Origin of the sequence: Achromobacter piechaudii NBRC 102461, assembly GCF_001571245.1 — a bacterium.
GTDB lineage: Bacteria > Pseudomonadota > Gammaproteobacteria > Burkholderiales > Burkholderiaceae_B > Achromobacter > Achromobacter piechaudii.
The window spans coordinates 333,496-349,592 of record NZ_BCTK01000006.1; the positions used below are offsets into that span (position 1 = coordinate 333,496).

Annotated in this window: 14 protein-coding genes; 2 read left to right on the top strand and 12 right to left on the bottom strand. The window is 65.9% G+C overall.

Annotation, left to right across the window (positions count from 1 at the left end):
* Positions 1-104: 104 nt before the first annotated feature.
* From API01S_RS13660 to API01S_RS13700, 9 genes are all read right to left on the bottom strand, one after another.
* Positions 105-467, bottom strand: coding sequence for a DUF805 domain-containing protein (locus API01S_RS13660; protein ID WP_061304816.1), 363 nt, complete (start codon positions 465-467; stop codon positions 105-107).
* Positions 468-621: 154 nt separating this feature from the next.
* Positions 622-1,404 carry a cache domain-containing protein gene (locus tag API01S_RS13665; protein ID WP_061304818.1) on the bottom strand — a complete coding sequence of 261 codons (783 nt, stop codon included), beginning with the start codon at positions 1,402-1,404 and terminating at the stop codon, positions 622-624.
* Between the two features lie 34 nt (positions 1,405-1,438).
* The gene (locus API01S_RS13670) at positions 1,439-2,194 is read right to left on the bottom strand and encodes a FadR/GntR family transcriptional regulator (RefSeq protein WP_006221837.1); all 756 of its coding nucleotides are present in this window, start codon (positions 2,192-2,194) and stop codon (positions 1,439-1,441) included.
* 47 nt (positions 2,195-2,241) lie between these two features.
* On the bottom strand, positions 2,242-3,036 hold the full coding sequence (locus tag API01S_RS13675; protein WP_061304820.1) for a nuclear transport factor 2 family protein: 795 nt from the start codon (positions 3,034-3,036) through the stop codon (positions 2,242-2,244).
* Positions 3,037-3,049: 13 nt separating this feature from the next.
* Positions 3,050-4,480: a gamma-aminobutyraldehyde dehydrogenase gene (locus tag API01S_RS13680; protein ID WP_006221835.1), complete on the bottom strand. Its 1,431-nt coding sequence runs from the start codon at positions 4,478-4,480 to the stop codon at positions 3,050-3,052.
* Positions 4,481-4,675: 195 nt separating this feature from the next.
* On the bottom strand, positions 4,676-5,641 hold the full coding sequence (locus tag API01S_RS13685) for a Bug family tripartite tricarboxylate transporter substrate binding protein (RefSeq protein WP_006221834.1): 966 nt from the start codon (positions 5,639-5,641) through the stop codon (positions 4,676-4,678).
* A gap of 167 nt (positions 5,642-5,808) precedes the next feature.
* Positions 5,809-7,056, bottom strand: coding sequence for a CaiB/BaiF CoA transferase family protein (locus tag API01S_RS13690; RefSeq protein ID WP_061304822.1), 1,248 nt, complete (start codon positions 7,054-7,056; stop codon positions 5,809-5,811).
* Positions 7,057-7,185: 129 nt separating this feature from the next.
* Positions 7,186-8,367: an FAS1-like dehydratase domain-containing protein gene (locus API01S_RS13695; protein ID WP_061304824.1), complete on the bottom strand. Its 1,182-nt coding sequence runs from the start codon at positions 8,365-8,367 to the stop codon at positions 7,186-7,188.
* A 19-nt stretch (positions 8,368-8,386) separates the two neighbouring features.
* Complete coding sequence (locus API01S_RS13700; RefSeq protein ID WP_061304826.1) at positions 8,387-9,994, bottom strand: acyl-CoA synthetase; 1,608 nt, start codon at positions 9,992-9,994, stop codon at positions 8,387-8,389.
* Positions 9,995-10,162: 168 nt separating this feature from the next.
* Here API01S_RS13700 and API01S_RS13705 point away from each other — a divergent pair, with 168 nt between their 5' ends.
* On the top strand, positions 10,163-10,963 hold the full coding sequence (locus API01S_RS13705) for an IclR family transcriptional regulator (protein WP_061304829.1): 801 nt from the start codon (positions 10,163-10,165) through the stop codon (positions 10,961-10,963).
* Between the two features lie 4 nt (positions 10,964-10,967).
* Positions 10,968-11,423 carry a PaaI family thioesterase gene (locus tag API01S_RS13710; RefSeq protein WP_061304831.1) on the top strand — a complete coding sequence of 152 codons (456 nt, stop codon included), beginning with the start codon at positions 10,968-10,970 and terminating at the stop codon, positions 11,421-11,423.
* A 74-nt stretch (positions 11,424-11,497) separates the two neighbouring features.
* Here API01S_RS13710 and prpF read toward each other — a convergent pair whose 3' ends face one another.
* The 3 genes from prpF to API01S_RS13725 form a co-directional block, all read right to left on the bottom strand.
* Complete coding sequence (prpF, locus tag API01S_RS13715; RefSeq protein ID WP_061304833.1) at positions 11,498-12,679, bottom strand: 2-methylaconitate cis-trans isomerase PrpF; 1,182 nt, start codon at positions 12,677-12,679, stop codon at positions 11,498-11,500.
* Positions 12,680-12,745: 66 nt separating this feature from the next.
* Positions 12,746-15,364 (bottom strand): Fe/S-dependent 2-methylisocitrate dehydratase AcnD, encoded by a 2,619-nt coding sequence (acnD, locus tag API01S_RS13720; protein ID WP_061304835.1) that lies wholly within the window; start codon positions 15,362-15,364, stop codon positions 12,746-12,748.
* Positions 15,364-16,074, bottom strand: a complete 711-nt coding sequence (locus API01S_RS13725) for a GntR family transcriptional regulator (RefSeq protein WP_050729612.1) — start codon at positions 16,072-16,074, stop codon at positions 15,364-15,366. The genes acnD and API01S_RS13725 overlap by 1 nt, the downstream gene beginning before the upstream one ends.
* Positions 16,075-16,097: the final 23 nt, after the last annotated feature.

Sequence of the window (16,097 nt, forward strand, 5' to 3'; positions counted from 1 at the left end):
TGCGGCGGTGGCTGCGGTGGCGACGGTCGAGGCCGCCGCCGTTTTGAAGATGAATTCGCGTCGATTCAATGTCATGTCGATGTTCCTGGAATCGGGGGGAAGGCTCAGGCCGTCGGCGCCGGGCCGTAGCGGTTGGAGCCGCGCGCGCCGGCGGGCAGCATGAAGGCCTGCAACAGCAGCGTGCCGACGACGGGCACCGCGTGCAGCAGGCCCCACCAGCCGCTGCGGCCGGTGTCGTGCAGGCGGCGGATGCTGACGGCCAGGGCGGGCAGCACGGTCAGCATCAGAAAGGCCGCCGTGTACCAGCCGAACAGGATTTCCGGGTTGGCGATGGCCAGCGCGCGTTCAACCGCCGAGATCGCCAGCACGGCGGCAATCTGGAACAGCACGAAGTACCAATACTCGCGGCGGCGCGCGCGCCCCTGGAAGACGGCGTAATGTTTGAGGGCTTGCAGATACCACTTCATGGTGGGGGCTCCTGGTTGTGACGTAGTGCGGCGTCCTCGCCCTCTGCGCCGGTATGGGCGTGGGGCGTGGATAGGGAGCGAGTAGCGCACAAGGCGCTGTCGCGAAAAGGAAAAGGGGGCGAGCGTGGGCGCGCGGTGCGTGCCCTGGACCGGATCAGCTGCCGGGGCTGAGCGCCAGTCCGGGCAACTGGGGCGGGCCGACATGCCCGCCTGCCGGGTGTGGCGGCGAATCGGGCAGCACCGCCAGTCGCAGCGGGGCGGGCGCGCCGATCAGGCGATCCCCGGGTTGCGGCCGCCACAGCGCACCCGCGCGAATGCGGTGCGCGGTGGACATGACCACGCGCGAATCGGCGTTGAGCACCAGCGCGGGCTTGCCGATGCGGCGCAAGGCGGGCAACAGCATGCGGTCCAGCGTCGAGACCAGCACGTCCACGGCGGCAACGCCCACGAAGGCTTGCCGAACCAGCAAGGGATGCGCGGCGGTGATGGTGTAGGCCCCGTTGCAGATGTAGTCGACGTAGGGGCCTTCCACCACGGGGCGGAGCAGGCGCGCGGGCTGGTCAAACCAGGCGAACGCACGAAAGTCCAGGCGTCGCCGGGTTTCCTGGTTGCGCTCCAGCGGCACCTGTTGCAGCGTCTTGCCTTCCTGCTGCCACCATTCCAGCGTCCAGTAACCAACGTCGGAAGCGGGATGCGCTTCGTAGCTGGCGAAACCGGCGCCATTGCACCAGGGGTTCAGTTGCAGCGCGACCTGGATGTGGGTTTGCAACGCGCGGCGCTGGTCGGCCGAGAGCCGCAGGCCGCTGCCTGGCGCCGGCGTCTGTCCCGACAGGATCTGTGCGGCCGCTTCGGCCAACGCGGCCGCCGTGTTCTGGGCATCGTTCACTACGCAATCCAGAATGCCGTTGGCGCGGTCGATATGCGCGTCTTCGTTCATCTGCCGTCTCCCTTGGCCGAGCTTGCCGCCGGCTTCAGCGGCCCTCGGTCTGTAATGGCGGGGGCGCCGTGGCGTCCAACCGCAGTTTGTGTTCAAGCAGGTGGTCGGTCTGCGCGCTGATCATGTCCAGCGCGCGCGCACTGCTGGCCTGTTCGTCGCCAGCTTGCAGCGCGGCTTGCAGGCGTCGATACGCGTTGACCGCCTCGGCATGCATCGCCGCGTGCGGATACAGCGAGGCGACCAGCGGGGCCCATTCCGCCTGGATCTCAAGTTCCTGGTTGGCCAGCCGCGCAGAATGCGCGTGCGTGGCCAGCATGAGCAGGCAGCGCATGTCGGCCTGGGCGCGGGCCTGGGGCGCCGTGGCCGATTCGAATTGGTCGATCTCGCGCGCCAGGCGCTGGTGTTCCTCGGCCGTGGACCGCTGCGCGGCCAGCTTGGCGCTATGGACGATCACGGCGCCATGCAGCTCGCCCAGGTCGGCCAGGTCGCCCGGCGTGGCCAGCCGCAGCGGGTGCCGGTCATGCATCATCTGCGCCGGCACCGGACACACGAAGCTGCCGCCATTGCGCCCGCGCCGGGTGTCGATCAATTGCCGCGCGCGCAAGGTGTTCAGGGCCTCGCGCACGGTCACGGGCGACACGCCCATCAGGCGCGACAACTCGTTTTCGTTGGGCAGTTGCTCATCGGCATGCAGCAGGCCGGAGACGATCGCGTTGCTGAGGCGTTCGACGACCTGCTCCGAGCGTGTGCCTTGGCCGATCGGTGCATAGACGATGGCGTGGGCGGTCATGGTGGGGCTCCGGGGCGCGAATGGGAAACGTGCATCATGCCATGGCGTTAGAAGATGCCGTGGCGATGCAGCGCCTGGCTATCTTCGGGCACGGGCGTGATGGCGTCCCAGAGTTCGGCGACCTTGCCGTCGTCGACCCGCCATAGCTCGAAGTAGGCGTGGCGTTGGCCGGCGATGTTGCCTTCGGAGTGTGTCAGCACGAAATCGCCTTCGGCCACGCAGCGATGGATGCGCTTGTATTGCAGCCCCTGGCCCGATTCGCGCAACTGGTTCAGGAACGCGATCACCGCGGCCGCGCCGTCGGCGATGTCCGGGCTGTGTTGACGGAAGTCTTCGCCGTTGCAGTCGTCGTGAAACGCCTGATAGTCGCCTTCGATCAGGGCGCGCGAGAAAAAGCCCAGCACGCGGGCGCGATTTTCGTCGACGTCCTGGTCCTTGCGGGGTTGCGTCGGACCGTCCAGCTGGGTGCGGCCACTGGCGTTGGCGGGCGCTTCTCGAACCAGGCCATCCCAGTGTTCGACGATGCGGTTGTCGGACACGCGATAGATGTCAAAGCCCACCAGCGGGTGATCGCCCAGCCCCGTATAGCGGCCATGGATGGCGACCAGATCGCCGTCCACCAGCACGCGGCGCGCTTCGTGCTGCAAGTGCGGGTGTTCGTGGACCAGTCGATACAAGCTCTCCAGGCCGTTCTTCACCAAGGGCGAATGCTCGATGAAGCGCGGAGAGAAGTAGCGATCGAGCGCGCCCGTGTCGCGCAACGTGAAAAGTTCGTGGTGCGCGCGCGCCACGCGTTCGCGCAGGGCATCGGCTTGCGTTGCGTAAGTGTCAGGTGTGGTCATGGTGATCCCCCGGTCAGTCGTGCGCGCTCATCACGTGCTTGACGCGCGTGTATTCCTCGAAGCCATAGGCGGACAGATCCTTGCCGTAGCCGGAACGCTTGAAGCCGCCATGCGGTGCTTCCGCCGTCAGCGGAATGTGCGTGTTGATCCATACGGTGCCGAAATCCAGTTCGCGCGACAGGCGCTGGGCGCGTCCGTGGTCTCGCGTCCAGACGCTGGCGGCCAGGCCGTATTCGACGTCGTTGGCCATGGCGATGGCTTGCTCTTCGTCGGCGAACTTCTGGACCGTGATGACGGGGCCGAAGACTTCGGTCTGGATGGCTTCGTCTTCCTGGTGCAGGCCGGTGATGACTGTGGGCTCGAAGTAATACCCCGCGCGGGCGGCCTGACGGCCACCGGTTTCGATGCGGGCGTGGGCGGGCAGGCGCTGGATGAAACCCTGCACGCGCTCAAGTTGTGCGGCGTTGTTGAGCGGGCCGTAGAGCGCGTCCTGGTCGTCGGGGTCGCCGAAGCGGGTTTCGATGGCGGCGGCCACCAGCTTGGAGACGAAGGCGTCATGCACGGATTCCGCAACGATGACGCGGGTGGCGGCGGTGCAGTCCTGGCCGGCGTTGAAGTAGCCGGTCAGGGCGATGTGTTGCGCGGCGCGGTCCAGGTCGGTGTCTTCGAAGACGAGCACCGGAGCCTTGCCGCCCAATTCCAGATGCGCGCGGGTCAGGTTGGCGGCGGCGGACGCGGCAACCTGCAGGCCGGCGCGCACGGAACCCGTGATGGACACCAGCGCGGGCGTCTTGTGCGACACCACCTTCGCGCCGGTGGCGGCGTTGCCCAGCACCACGTTGAATGCGCCGGCGGGGAAGAAGGGGGCGGCCAGCTCGGCCAGCAGCAAGGTGCTTTCGGGTGTGCTGTCGCTGGGTTTGAGCACTACGGTGTTGCCCGCCGCCAGCGCCGGCGCGATTTTCCAGACGGCCATCATCAGGGGATAGTTCCACGGCGTGACTTGGCCCACTACGCCCAGCGGTTCGCGGCGGATGCTGGAGGTCAGGCCTTCCAGGTATTCGCCGGTGGCCTTGCCTTCCAGGAAGCGCGCGGCGCCGGCGAAGAAGCGGATCTGATCCACGCAGACCGCCACTTCTTCAGAGGCGATCAGATGTTTGAGCTGGCCGGTGTTGCGGCTTTGGGCTTGAACGAGGCGGTCGCTGTTGGCCTGGACCGCGTCGGCCAGCTTGAGCAGCGCCTGCTGGCGCGCCGACGGCGTGCTGCGGCCCCAGGTCTTGAATGCGCGGCTGGCGGCGGCGTAGGCGGCGTCGACATCGGCGTTGTTGGCGTTGGGAGAGCGGGCAATCGGCTGGGCGGTGACCGGACTGATCAGGTCGAAATATTCAGAGCCCGAGGACTCGGCGTATTCGCCATTGATGAAATGCTTGAGGGTGGGCAGCGCCATGGTTTGTCTCCCGTGGGGGGTGTGTTGTTCTGTTCGGAGTCGATCCGATAGTTATATTCTCTGAGGTTATAGGTATTTATTCAGCTGGGGTTAACCCGGGGATGTCGGGACGGATCGCGAAGACTCGCGGCGCAATGCAAAAGCCCGGGCGCTCAAGGCCCGGGCAGCGTGAATCAGACGGTTTTGGGCTCGGCGCTATTCCGCCTTCAGCCCCGCCTGGACGATCAGCGGTTCCCACTTGAGCCGCTCGCTGCGAGCGAAGGCGTCCAGTTCTGCGGGCGTGCCGCCGCCCGGTTCGTGGCCCAGCTCCAAGAGCCGCTGGCGCACTTCGGGTCGCGTCAAGGTCTTGGCCAATTCGGCATTCAGCTTCTGCACGACGGCGGGCGGCGTGCCCTTGGGCGCGTACAAGCCATTCCACGCAATCACCTGGAAGTCCGGCAAGCCTTGCGCCGACACGGGTTTCACGCCCGGCAGCAGCGCGGATTCCTTCAACGAGGTCACGGCCAACGCGCGCAGCTTGCCACCCGTGATGAAGGGGCGGGCGGCGCTGACGGTGTCGATGCCGACCTGCACCTGACCACCCATCAGGTCGGTGGTGGCGGTGGCCGAGCCCTTGTACGGAATGCCCCGGATGCTGCTCACGCCCTGCTGCTTGAGCAGTTCGAAAACCAGCCGCGCCGTGGTGCTGGGCATGCCCACGTTGATGCTGTCGGCCTTGGCCTTGGCGGCATCCTGCAGATCGCTCAGGCTGGTGTACGCCGAGGTGGGCGTGGTCAGCAGCACCATCGGAAACGAGCTGACCAGCATGATGGGTTCGAAGTCTTTCGCGGGATCGAAGTTGGTGGACGCATACATGTACTGGTTCAGCACGTGCGTGCCGTTGGTGCCCATCAGCAGCGTGTAGCCGTCGGGCGCGGCGCGGGCCGCTTCGGATGCGCCGATGTTGCCGCCCGCGCCCGGTCGGTTCTCGATGATGAAGGGCTGGCCCAGCGCGCGGGCCAGATAGTCGCCGAGATAGCGCGCGGCGACATCCGTGCCCTGGCCCGCCTGATAGGGCACGATGATGCGCACCGGCTTGGATGGGTAGCTGTCCGCCGCTACGGCCGGCAGGGTGAATAGAACGGATGCCGCAAGCGCGGCGATCATGCGTAAGGGTTTCATGGTGGTCTCCTGGATTTTTTTATAGGGGGTGATCGTGCTGCCAACGCTCTTGCTGCTGCTGTTGCTGCTGCTCTCGCTGCTGCTGTTGCTGCTGCTCTCGCTGCTGCTGTTGCTGCGACTACCGCTACCACAACCACTTCTGCTACCGCTCGATACCGCGACCGCCGCTATTGCTTCGGGGAAGGCTTGCCCGGCAGGACGTCGAGTTCGCGCAGCCGCGCGATCTGCGTGTCATCAAGGCCGGCTTGCCGCAACACTTCATCCGTGTGCTGCGCGAACGCCGGTGGCGGACGGCCGATGCGCGCGGCGGCTTGCGACAGGCGCGTGGCGGGGCCGATGCCCTGATAGCCGTCGCGCTGGACGTGCATGCCGCGATGCGCCGCGTGCGTCTGCGCGAAGGCTTCTGGCACGCTGTTGACGGGCCCGGCCGGTACGCCCAGGCGCATGAGGTCGTGGCAAAGCTCGTCGCGCGTGCGCTCTGCCAACGCGTCCTGGATGGCCGAACGCAAGGCCTCGCGGTGTTGCAGACGTTCGCGGTTGGACGCGAAGCGCGCATCTTGCAGCAAGCCTCCCAGCCCCACGTAGTCGCAGAACTTGCGGAACTGCCGGTCGTTGACGACGCCCAGGAAGATCTGGCCGTCGCGGCAGGCGAAGCAGTCGTAAGGCGCGATGTTGGGATGCGCGCTTCCCAATAGTCCGGGCGCCTGGCCCGTGTGCATCCAGTTGGCGGCGTGCGGCACCAGCAAACTCAATGCGGTGTCGAACAGGGTCACGTCCACGCGTTGGCCCTGGCCGGTGCGCGCACGGTGGTACAGCGCCAGCAGGATGCCGGACTGCGCGGTGTAGGCGGTCAGGTGATCCACGATGGGGATGCCGATGCGGGTGGGTCCGCTGGCCGCGTCGCCGTTCACGCTCATCAGTCCGCACATGGCTTGCAGGATGGCGTCGTAACCGGGCAGGCCGCCCAACGGGCCGTCTTCGCCAAAGCCGGAGATCGCGCAGTAGATCAGCTGCGGAAAGCGCGGCCGGATGTCGGCTTCATAATCCAGGCCCCATCTGGCCATGGTGCCCGGGAGGAAGTTTTCCACCAGCACGTCGGCGTCTTCCAGCAGGCGCAGCAACACATCGCGCCCCTCTTGCAAGGACAGGTCCAGGCCGATGGCGCGCTTGCCGCGATTGACGGCGGTGAAGTAGGCCGCGTCGCCGTGCGCGTTGGCGGGCGGACCCAGCGCGCGGGTCTCGTCGCCGCCCGGCGGCTCGACCTTGATGACGCTGGCGCCCTGGTCGGACAACATCTGGGTGCATAGCGGCCCGGCCAGCACCCTGGATAAATCGATGACCCGAACGCCTTCCAGCACGCCGGCGGCGCGGGCGGGCGGGGCGTGTGCGGCATGCTCCGATGAACCAGACATCATTGACCTCGGTTTGGTCATGTCCAACGCGCGGGCGGCGAACGCCCGCGCGCGATCATGGCAAGCAGCGGCGGCCGGTCAGCCGTCGTAATCGGGCCACGTGGCGCAGCGCGCGCCCTCGTGGCCCACGCGTCATCCGCGGGTGGGCAATTCAACCACGCCCGAGCCCAGCACGGAAAGTTCGTCGTCCTGGTTGCGCGCTTCCTGTTCGATTTCAACCAGATGGCGTCCGTCTTCCACATACTTGCGCTTGACGCGGCCTTTGAAGAACAGCATGTCGCCTTCGGGATTGTGGCGGCGGATCTTGCAGGTGGACTTGCGAAGGAAACCGTCGTCGCCCATCCAGTTCGTCAGGTGATGCGTCAGCCAGGAATTGCGTTCAGGGCCGTAGTCGTACGCGCCGGGGGCGCCCACTTCCAGTGCGAATTCCTCTTCCCAGTGCACGCGTTCAGGCACATCGGGAATGCCGAAACGGTTGGTGATGCCCACGCCGGGATGCGCGTCGATCAGTTGCCAGGCCAGTTTGTTGGCGCGGATGTACAGCCCGCCCCAGCCCTGTGCGTAGGCGATGAAGCCGGTGACCGTCATGGGGCCCTTGAACATCACGGGCAGGGCTTCGCCTTCTTTCACGTCTTCCCAATAGCGGGGCGTGGCGCCGCGCACTTCTTCCTGCGCGTACAGCTTGTAGGCTTCCTTGATTTCTTCGGGGCTGTAGCGGCGTGGTTCGCGCGCGCGCACTTCCTTGTATTTGCTGCCTTGCTCGCGGGCGTGGTCGCGTTCGGTGCGGAAGCACCAGCTGTCGGCCTCGGCCACTTTGTCGCCGTCCTGATTGAAGAAGTCCACGTGATAGATCTGCTGTACCGCGCGGCCGGCGAAGCGGGTCTGGTGTTCGATCAGGTCCTTCAGGTGCGCTTCGGTGGAGATCACGTCGTTGCGCTTGACGGTCTTGTGCCAGGTCCAGTCGGCGCCCGACCACATCGCATGCACGCCGGGCAGGCCGCCCACGTAGCCGGACACGATGCGGCTGGTGGAAAACAGAAAGCTGGGCAGGGCGATGATGCCGCCGTGCTGCGTCTTGGCGGCGTAGTCGGGGTCGGACCAAAGCGGGTTGTCGTCGCCGATGCCATGGGCATAGTGGCGGATGTTGTCGCGCGTGGCCTCATAGCACCAGGGCTCGGCGGTGGCGCCGATCTTCACGCCGATCCGCGCGCGCAATTCGTCCAGTCCACGTTCGGTGATCTTCGGGAAGCTGCGTTCGGTCTTGGCCGGCGCCGGGCTCGGCGTCTGGATCTGCGGTTCGGTCTGGGTCAGCATGATGTCTCCTTGGGATGGGTCAGACGTGCGCGGCGGGCGCGGCGTTTTGGTTGTCAGCGGGGGTGTTTGAAGATGCGGCGGTAGCAGCGGCGAGTTCCTGCTCACGCAGTTTTCGGCGATGGATCTTTCCGGCTGGCGTCTTGGGCAGTTCAGGCACGAACACCACCTGACGCGGATATTCGTGCTGCGCCAATTGGCTGCGCACGGTGTTCTGGATTTCTTCCACGAAGGCGTCGTCGCCTGGTCGGGCGGACACCACGAAAGCCTTGACGACCTGGCCGCGCAGCGCGTCCGGCACGCCGATGGCGGCGGCTTCCGTTACGTCGCAGTGCTTGAGGATGGCGTCTTCGATTTCCACGGCGCTCATCGTCCAGCCGGCTGAGATGATGACGTCGTCCGCGCGGCCGCCATGCCAGAAGTAGCCGTCTTCGTCGACGCGACCCAGGTCCTTGGTGGCGAGCCAGGCGTCGCGCCGCCATAGTTTGAGTTCGCCCGTCACGCCCGGGGGGCAGGGCGCGCCGTTGGCGTCCTGCACCTGCACCTGCAAGCCCGGCACCGGCTTGCCCAGCGAGCCGGGCTTGACGGTGAAGTCCGCCGCGCCCGGATAGTTCACCAGGCAGACGCCGATCTCGGTGGTGCCGTACATGCTGCACACGGGACGCCCGAAGGTGGCCTGGACGAAGGCGGACGTTTCGCTGTCGATAGGCTCGCCGGTGAAGGACACCTTCTCGATCCGATAGCGGTAGCGATCGGCCGCGCCCGAGTTGCGCATCATGCGGTAGTGCGTGGCGGCGGCCGAGATGTTGTTGAACGCGTGGTCCTGCAAGGCTTGCAGCAGGCGTTCGGCGTTGAACTTGCCGGCATACGCGCCGATGGTCACGCCCAGCGCCAGCGGGGCGAGCGTGCCGTGCCACAGGCCATGACCCCAGGCGGGCGAGGACGGGCACATGTAGCGGTCGCCCGGCCGCACGCCGGTGCCGTACAGCGCGGCCAGCATCAACGTGACCAGCGCCCGATGCGTATGGCGCACGGCGTCGGGCAGTTCGCGGGTGGTGCCGGACGTGTATTGGAAGATGGCCAGGTCGTCCGCTTGCGTGTCGCAGTCGTAGCTGGCGGGAAAGCGGGCCAGCGAATTGATGAATGCGTCGTCCGCGATCACCACCTGCATGTCGTCCGAAGCCGCCACCATGGGCGCCTTGTCTGCGTTGGTGACCAGCATGCTCGGCTGGCAATCCTGCACGCGCAGGCGGATGCCGTCGGGGCCGAACAGGGTGAACAGCGGTACGGCGATGGCGCCGCGCTTCATCGCGCCGAACATCGCCACATAGAACGCCAGCGACGGTTCCAGCATCACCGCTACGCGGTCACCAGCGCCGACACCTTGTTCCGCCAGGTAATGCGCGAAGCGCGAGGACGCTTGCGCGATCTGCTGGAAGCTGAAGGTTTCATCGTCGCCCACCGCCCGCACCAGGATGATCGCGGGCTGATCCTTGTCCACATGGCGGTCGATGCATTCGTGGGCAATGTTCATGCGTTCGCGATTGCCGTCGAACAATTCCCAAAGCTTGTCGGAAGAGCAGAGCGCCTGGGCGTCCGCGTAAGAAGTGGTCTGCGTCAGCATCGTCATGTCGTCGTACCTGAGTGGGGTCGGCAAGCGTTGAAGTGACTATGCGCGTCGGCTTTTAAATTGTCAATGGCGTTCATCAATTGTATATATACAATTATTACGACCAATGAGGCGGCTCGGCAGCCGCCGTCCAAGGTATGCTTGCCGCAATAAAAACCGGAGAGTCAGATGAGTGAAGCCAGTACCCAGGAATCCGCCGCCGTGGCGGGGCCGCGCGTGCGCCCCGTGCCCGCGGTGACGCGGTCGATCGCCATCCTGCGATTGCTGGGCCGTGGCGGCGAGGCCATGACCTTGAAGGCGATCTCGCAGGAACTGGGCATGGTGACCAGCACCTGCCTGCACATACTTCGCGTGCTGGTCGAAGAGGGGCTGGTCAAGGTCGATGCCGGCAGCAAGCGCTATAGCCTGGGTGTGGGGATGCTGACGCTGGCGCGCAGCGTGATTGAAAGCAGCCCGTTCCCGGCGCTGGTGCAGCCGGTGCTGGACAAGCTATCCAGCAGCGCCAACGTCACGGCCATCGGCGTGGAAGTGGCCGGCAGCGATCACATGGTCGTGCTGGCGCTGTCGCGCTCGACCGCGCCGTTCCGTCTGCATGTGGATGTAGGCAGCCGTTTCCCGGCGCTGATCAGCGCGACGGGCCGGCTGGTCGCCGCGTTCTCCGATCTGTCGGACAAAGAGCTGGAACGCCGCTTCAAGGCCTTGCGTTGGGACCAGGCTCCGGAATATGCCGAGTGGAAAGCGGACTTGGACGCCGTGCGCCGCGATGGCTACAGCCTGGATCGCAACCACTACATCAACGGCGTGGTCGTGATCGCGGTGCCCGTGCTGAATCCGCAGAACCGGATGACGCATTCGCTGGTGGCGGCGGGCCTGGCCGAACAGTTGGACGATGCGCGCGCGCATGCCTTGGCCAAAGAGCTGCAAGCCGAAGCGCACACGCTGTCGCAACTGCTGTCTGCCCGGAGCTGAGGCCATGGACGCCACCGCCGAATCGCTCGCCGCCCAAGGGTGGCATCAACGCAAGCTGCCGGGCTTCGCCGGCTTGATCGGTCCCTTGTGGGTGCGCAAGGAAGCAGAGGCGTGGTCGTATGGCTTGTTGGCAACCTCAGATCACCTGAACCCGGCCGGCGTGGTGCATGGCGGCTTGCTCACCGCGCTGCTCGACCACGGCCTGAGCGCCATCGCCTGGCAGGCAATGGACCGCCGCGCCTGCGTGACCGTGCAACTGGACACGCATTTTCTGGCGGCGGCAGAGGCGGGACAGTTCCTGGAGGTGCGCGGGCAAGTGATGCGCGCCACGTCCAGTCTGGTGTTCATGCGCGGGGAGTTGAGCGTCGCCGGCAACGTGGTGGCGACGGGGGCGGCGGTGTGCAAGCTTGTTGGCGCGGCGACCGGCCGCACGCCTGCGGATAACGTGGCGACAAGCTGATCGCATCTGCCGCCGTGTCGGGCAGCGCATGTCGAGCCGCCGGCGGGAACTTGAACCGCCGGCGATCCAGATCGTCAGAGTTGCACGTCTACATGCACGCGGCCTTCCATCAGCACGCGCGCGCTGCGGCTCATGATGGCCTTGGTGACTTTCCATTCGCCATCCACCAACTGCGCTTGCGCGCCGACGCGCAGGGTGCCGGACGGATGGCCGAAGTTGACGTTGTCGCGCTCGGTGCCGCCAGCGGCCAGATTGACCAGCGTGCCGGGCACCGCGGCGGCGGTGGCGATGGCGACCGAGGCCGTGCCCATCATCGCGTGATGCAGCTTGCCCATCGACATTGCGCGCACCAGCACATCGATATCATCCGCGCCGATCTGCTTGCCGCTCGATGACACATACGCCTTGGGCGGCGCCACGAAAGCGACCTTCGGCGTGTGCTGGCGGGCAGCTGCTTCTTCCAGTTTTTCGATCAGGCCCATGCGCAGCGCGCCATGCGCGCGGATGGTTTCGAAGCGGGCCAGCGCGGCGGCGTCGCCATTGATGTCGTCCTGCAATTCCGTGCCCGTATAGCCCAGCGCGGACGCTTCCAGGAAGATGGTCGGGATGCCGGAGTTGATCATCGTGGCCTTGAACGTGCCCACTCCCGGCACTTCCAGGTCATCGACCAGATTGCCGGTGGGGAACATCGAACCGCCATCGCCGTCTTCGGCCGGGTCCATGAATTCCAGACGCAATTCGGCGGCGGGAAAGGTCACGCCATCCAATTCAAAATCGCCGGTCTCCTGCACCGCGCCGTCCGTCATCGGCACGTGCGCGATGATGGTCTTCTTGATGTTGGCCTGCCAGATGCGCACCACGGCCACGCCGTTCGCGGGCACGCGCGCCGGGTCCACCAGGCCGTTGGTGATGGCGAAGGGGCCGACGGCCGCCGACAGGTTGCCGCAATTGCCACTCCAGTCCACGAACGGCTGATCGATGGAGACCTGGCCGAACAGGTAGTCCACGTCGTGATCCGGCTGCGTGCTCTTGCCGATGATGACCGTCTTGCTGGTGCTGGACGTGGCCGCGCCCATGCCGTCTATCTGCTTGCCATAGGGGTCGGGGCTGCCGATTACGCGCAGCAATAGCGCGTCGCGCGCCGGGCCGGGCACGCGCGCGGCCTCGGGCAGGTCGGTAAGTTTGAAGAACACGCCTTTGCTGGTGCCGCCGCGCATGTAGGTGGCGTTAATCTTGATCTGGGGTGCATGGGCCATGGGGATGTCCTGATGTCTTGAAAGAGTCGCGGCGGGCGCATTGGCGCCCGCCAGTCCGAGTGCGGGTCAGCCGGCCTTCTTGGTCGAGCCCGTCACGGACTCGGCTTCCAGGAAGTCTTGCGCAAAGCGTTGCAGCACGCCGCCGGCTTCGTAGATCGACACTTCTTCCGCCGTGTCCAGCCGGCACGTCACGGGCACCTGCACCGTTTCGCCATTGCGGCGATGAATCACCAGGGTCAGGTCCGCGCGAGGCTGGCGTTCGCCGATGACGTCGTAGCTTTCGGTGCCGTCCAGCGCCAGCGTCTTGCGATTCACGCCCGGCTTGAATTCCAGCGGCAGCACGCCCATGCCGATCAGGTTGGTGCGATGGATGCGTTCGAAGCCTTCGGCGACGATGGCCTCCACGCCCGCCAGCCGCACGCCCTTGGCCGCCCAGTCGCGCGACGAGCCCTGGCCGTAGTCCGCGCCCGCCACGATGATCAGCGGCTGCTTGCGTTGCATGTACGTTTCGATCGCTTCCCACATGCGCATGACGCGGCCTTCCGGCTCCACGCGCGCCAGCGATCCCTGCTGCACCGCGCCGTCCGCGCCCGTCACCATCTCGTTAAAGAGCTTGGGGTTGGCGAAGGTGGCGCGTTGCGCGGTCAGGTGGTCGCCCCGATGGGTAGCGTAAGAGTTGAAGTCCTCTTCGGGCAGGCCCATCTTGTGCAGATATTCGCCGGCCGCGCTATCCATCAGGATGGCGTTGGACGGCGACAGGTGATCGGTCGTGATGTTGTCGCCCAGCACCGCCAGCGGCAGCATGCCGCGCAGCGTGCGTTCACCGGCCAGCGCGCCTTCCCAGTACGGCGGACGGCGGATGTAGGTGCTTTGCGGGCGCCAGTCGTACAAGGGGCTGACCGCCGCCTTGCGCTCGTTCTGGATGCCGAACATCGGCGCATAGACCTTGCGGAATTGTTCCGGCTTGACGGCGGCCTTGACCATGGCGTCGATCTCTTCGTCGCTGGGCCAGATGTCTTTCAGGCGGATTTCCTTGCCGCTGGCGTCCACGCCCAGCACATCGCGTTCGATGTCAAAGCGGATGGTGCCGGCGATGGCATAGGCCACGACCAGGGGCGGCGACGCCAGGAACGCCTGCTTGGCGTAGGGATGGATGCGGCCATCGAAATTGCGATTGCCCGACAGCACGGCCGTGGAATAGAGGTCGCGGTCGATGATCTCTTGCTGGATCGCCGGGTCCAGCGCGCCCGACATGCCGTTGCACGTGGTACAGGCAAACGCGACCACGCCAAAGCCCAGCGCTTCCAGATCGGGCAGCAGGCCGGCCTCTTCCAGGTACAACTGCACGGCTTTGGAGCCGGGGGCCAGCGAACTCTTCACCCAGGGCTTGCGCGCCAGGCCCGCGCGCCGTGCGTTGCGCGCCAGCAGGCCGGCGGCGATCACGTTGCGCGGGTTGCTGGTGTTGGTGCAGCTGGTAATGGCGGCAATGATGACGGCGCCATCGGGCATGCGGCCCGGTTCGTTCTCGACGACGCCCGAGATGCCGCGTTCGGCCAGGTCGGACACGGGCAGGCGGCGATGCGGGTTGGACGGGCCGGCCAGCGTGCGCACGACGGTCGACAGGTCAAAGCGCAGCACGCGTTCGTATTCGGCGGTCGCCAGGCTGTCGGACCACAGGCCCGCCGTCTTGGCGTAGGTTTCCACCAGCGCGATCTGTTCGTCTTCGCGTCCGGTCAGGCGCAGGTAGTCGATGGTCTGCTGGTCGATCGAGAACATCGCGGCGGTGGCGCCGTACTCGGGCGCCATGTTCGAAATGGTGGCGCGGTCGCCCAAGGTCAGGCTGGCGGCGCCTTCGCCGAAGAACTCCAGATACGCGCCCACGACTTTTTCGCGGCGCAGGAATTCGGTCAGCGTCAGCACGACGTCGGTGGCGGTGATGCCGGGCTGCGCGCGCCCGGTCAATTCCACGCCGATGATGTCCGGCAGGCGCATCCACGACGCGCGGCCCAGCATCACGTTTTCAGCTTCCAGACCGCCTACGCCGATGGCGATGACGCCCAGCGCATCCACGTGCGGGGTATGGCTGTCGGTGCCGACCAGCGTATCGGGAAACGCCACGCCGTCCTGCGTGTAGATCACGGGTGACATCCGTTCCAGATTGATCTGGTGCATGATGCCGTTGCCCGGCGGCACGACTTCGATATTGCGAAACGCCTGCTTGGTCCAGTCGATGAAATGGAAACGGTCTTCGTTGCGGCGGTCTTCCACCGCGCGATTGCGGGCGAAGGCGTCCGGATCTGTGCCGTCGAATTCCACGGCCAGCGAATGGTCGACGATCAGTTGTACCGGCACCACCGGGTTGACCTTGGCGGGGTCGCCGCCTTTTTCGGCGATGGCATCGCGCAGGCCCGCCAGGTCGACCAGCGCAGTCTGGCCCAGGATGTCATGACAGACCACGCGCGCCGGAAACCACGGAAAGTCCAGATCGCGGCGGCGTTCGATCAACTGCTTGAGCGCGTCGGTCAACATCGCCGGATCGCAGCGGCGCACCAGGTTTTCGGCCAGCACGCGCGACGTGTAGGGCAGGCCGGCGTAAGCGCCGGGCGCGATGGCTTCGACGGCGGCGCGCGCATCGAAATAATCCAGGCGAGTGCCGGGCAGGGTCTTGCGGTACGAATGATTCATCATGCCTCCGTGCGCTGTAGCGTGCTTTGCGCGATCTGTTGTTCGATGTTGATGCGGGATGCGCGGATATGTCGGCGCATCAGGATTTCGGCAAGCTCGCCATCGCCGTCGGCAATGGCGTCAAGAATGCGGTGGTGTTCGGCATAGGCCTGCCGGGGGCGGTTGGGCGTGGTCGAGTATTGGATGCGGTACATGCGAGCCAATTGATAAAGCTCGTCGCACAACATGCGGAACAGCATCTGGTTGCCGCTGCCCTTGACGATGCGATAGTGGAAATCGTAATCGCCTTCCTGCTGGTAGTAACCCACGCCTGCCTGAAAGGCGGCATCGCGTTCGTGCGCGTGCAACACCTCGCGCAGCTCGGCGATTTCAGACGGGGGCATGCGCTCGGCCGCCAGCCGGCACGCCGTGCCTTCCAGCGATTCGCGGATTTCATATAGCTCGGACAGTTCCTGGCGCGATAGCGACACGACCCGCGCACCCGCATGCGGCACGCGCACCAGCAGCTTCTGGCCTTCCAGCCGATGCAGCGCTTCACGCAAGGGGCCACGGCTGACGCCATACAGGCGCGCCAGCTCGGGCTCGGAAATCTTGCTGCCCGGCGCGATCTCGCCTTTGACGATAGCGGCCTGGATCTTCTTGAAGATGTGATCGGACAGGGTCTCGCCGTCGCCGGGTGCGGTGCCGGGGAGGGTCAGCACTTTGCTCATTGTGTTGACAATCTTGGTCAGTT

Coding starts and splice junctions, on each gene's coding strand:
- API01S_RS13660 (WP_061304816.1), bottom strand. CDS start 467: ATGAAGTGGTATCTGCAAGCCCTCAAACATTACGCCGTCTTCCAGGGG.
- API01S_RS13665 (WP_061304818.1), bottom strand. CDS start 1,404: ATGAACGAAGACGCGCATATCGACCGCGCCAACGGCATTCTGGATTGC.
- API01S_RS13705 (WP_061304829.1), top strand. CDS start 10,163: ATGAGTGAAGCCAGTACCCAGGAATCCGCCGCCGTGGCGGGGCCGCGC.
- API01S_RS13725 (WP_050729612.1), bottom strand. CDS start 16,074: ATGAGCAAAGTGCTGACCCTCCCCGGCACCGCACCCGGCGACGGCGAG.
- API01S_RS13680 (WP_006221835.1), bottom strand. CDS start 4,480: ATGGCGCTGCCCACCCTCAAGCATTTCATCAATGGCGAATACGCCGAG.
- API01S_RS13710 (WP_061304831.1), top strand. CDS start 10,968: ATGGACGCCACCGCCGAATCGCTCGCCGCCCAAGGGTGGCATCAACGC.
- API01S_RS13695 (WP_061304824.1), bottom strand. CDS start 8,367: ATGCTGACCCAGACCGAACCGCAGATCCAGACGCCGAGCCCGGCGCCG.
- API01S_RS13670 (WP_006221837.1), bottom strand. CDS start 2,194: ATGACCGCCCACGCCATCGTCTATGCACCGATCGGCCAAGGCACACGC.
- API01S_RS13675 (WP_061304820.1), bottom strand. CDS start 3,036: ATGACCACACCTGACACTTACGCAACGCAAGCCGATGCCCTGCGCGAA.
- API01S_RS13690 (WP_061304822.1), bottom strand. CDS start 7,056: ATGATGTCTGGTTCATCGGAGCATGCCGCACACGCCCCGCCCGCCCGC.
- acnD (WP_061304835.1), bottom strand. CDS start 15,364: ATGAATCATTCGTACCGCAAGACCCTGCCCGGCACTCGCCTGGATTAT.
- prpF (WP_061304833.1), bottom strand. CDS start 12,679: ATGGCCCATGCACCCCAGATCAAGATTAACGCCACCTACATGCGCGGC.
- API01S_RS13700 (WP_061304826.1), bottom strand. CDS start 9,994: ATGACGATGCTGACGCAGACCACTTCTTACGCGGACGCCCAGGCGCTC.
- API01S_RS13685 (WP_006221834.1), bottom strand. CDS start 5,641: ATGAAACCCTTACGCATGATCGCCGCGCTTGCGGCATCCGTTCTATTC.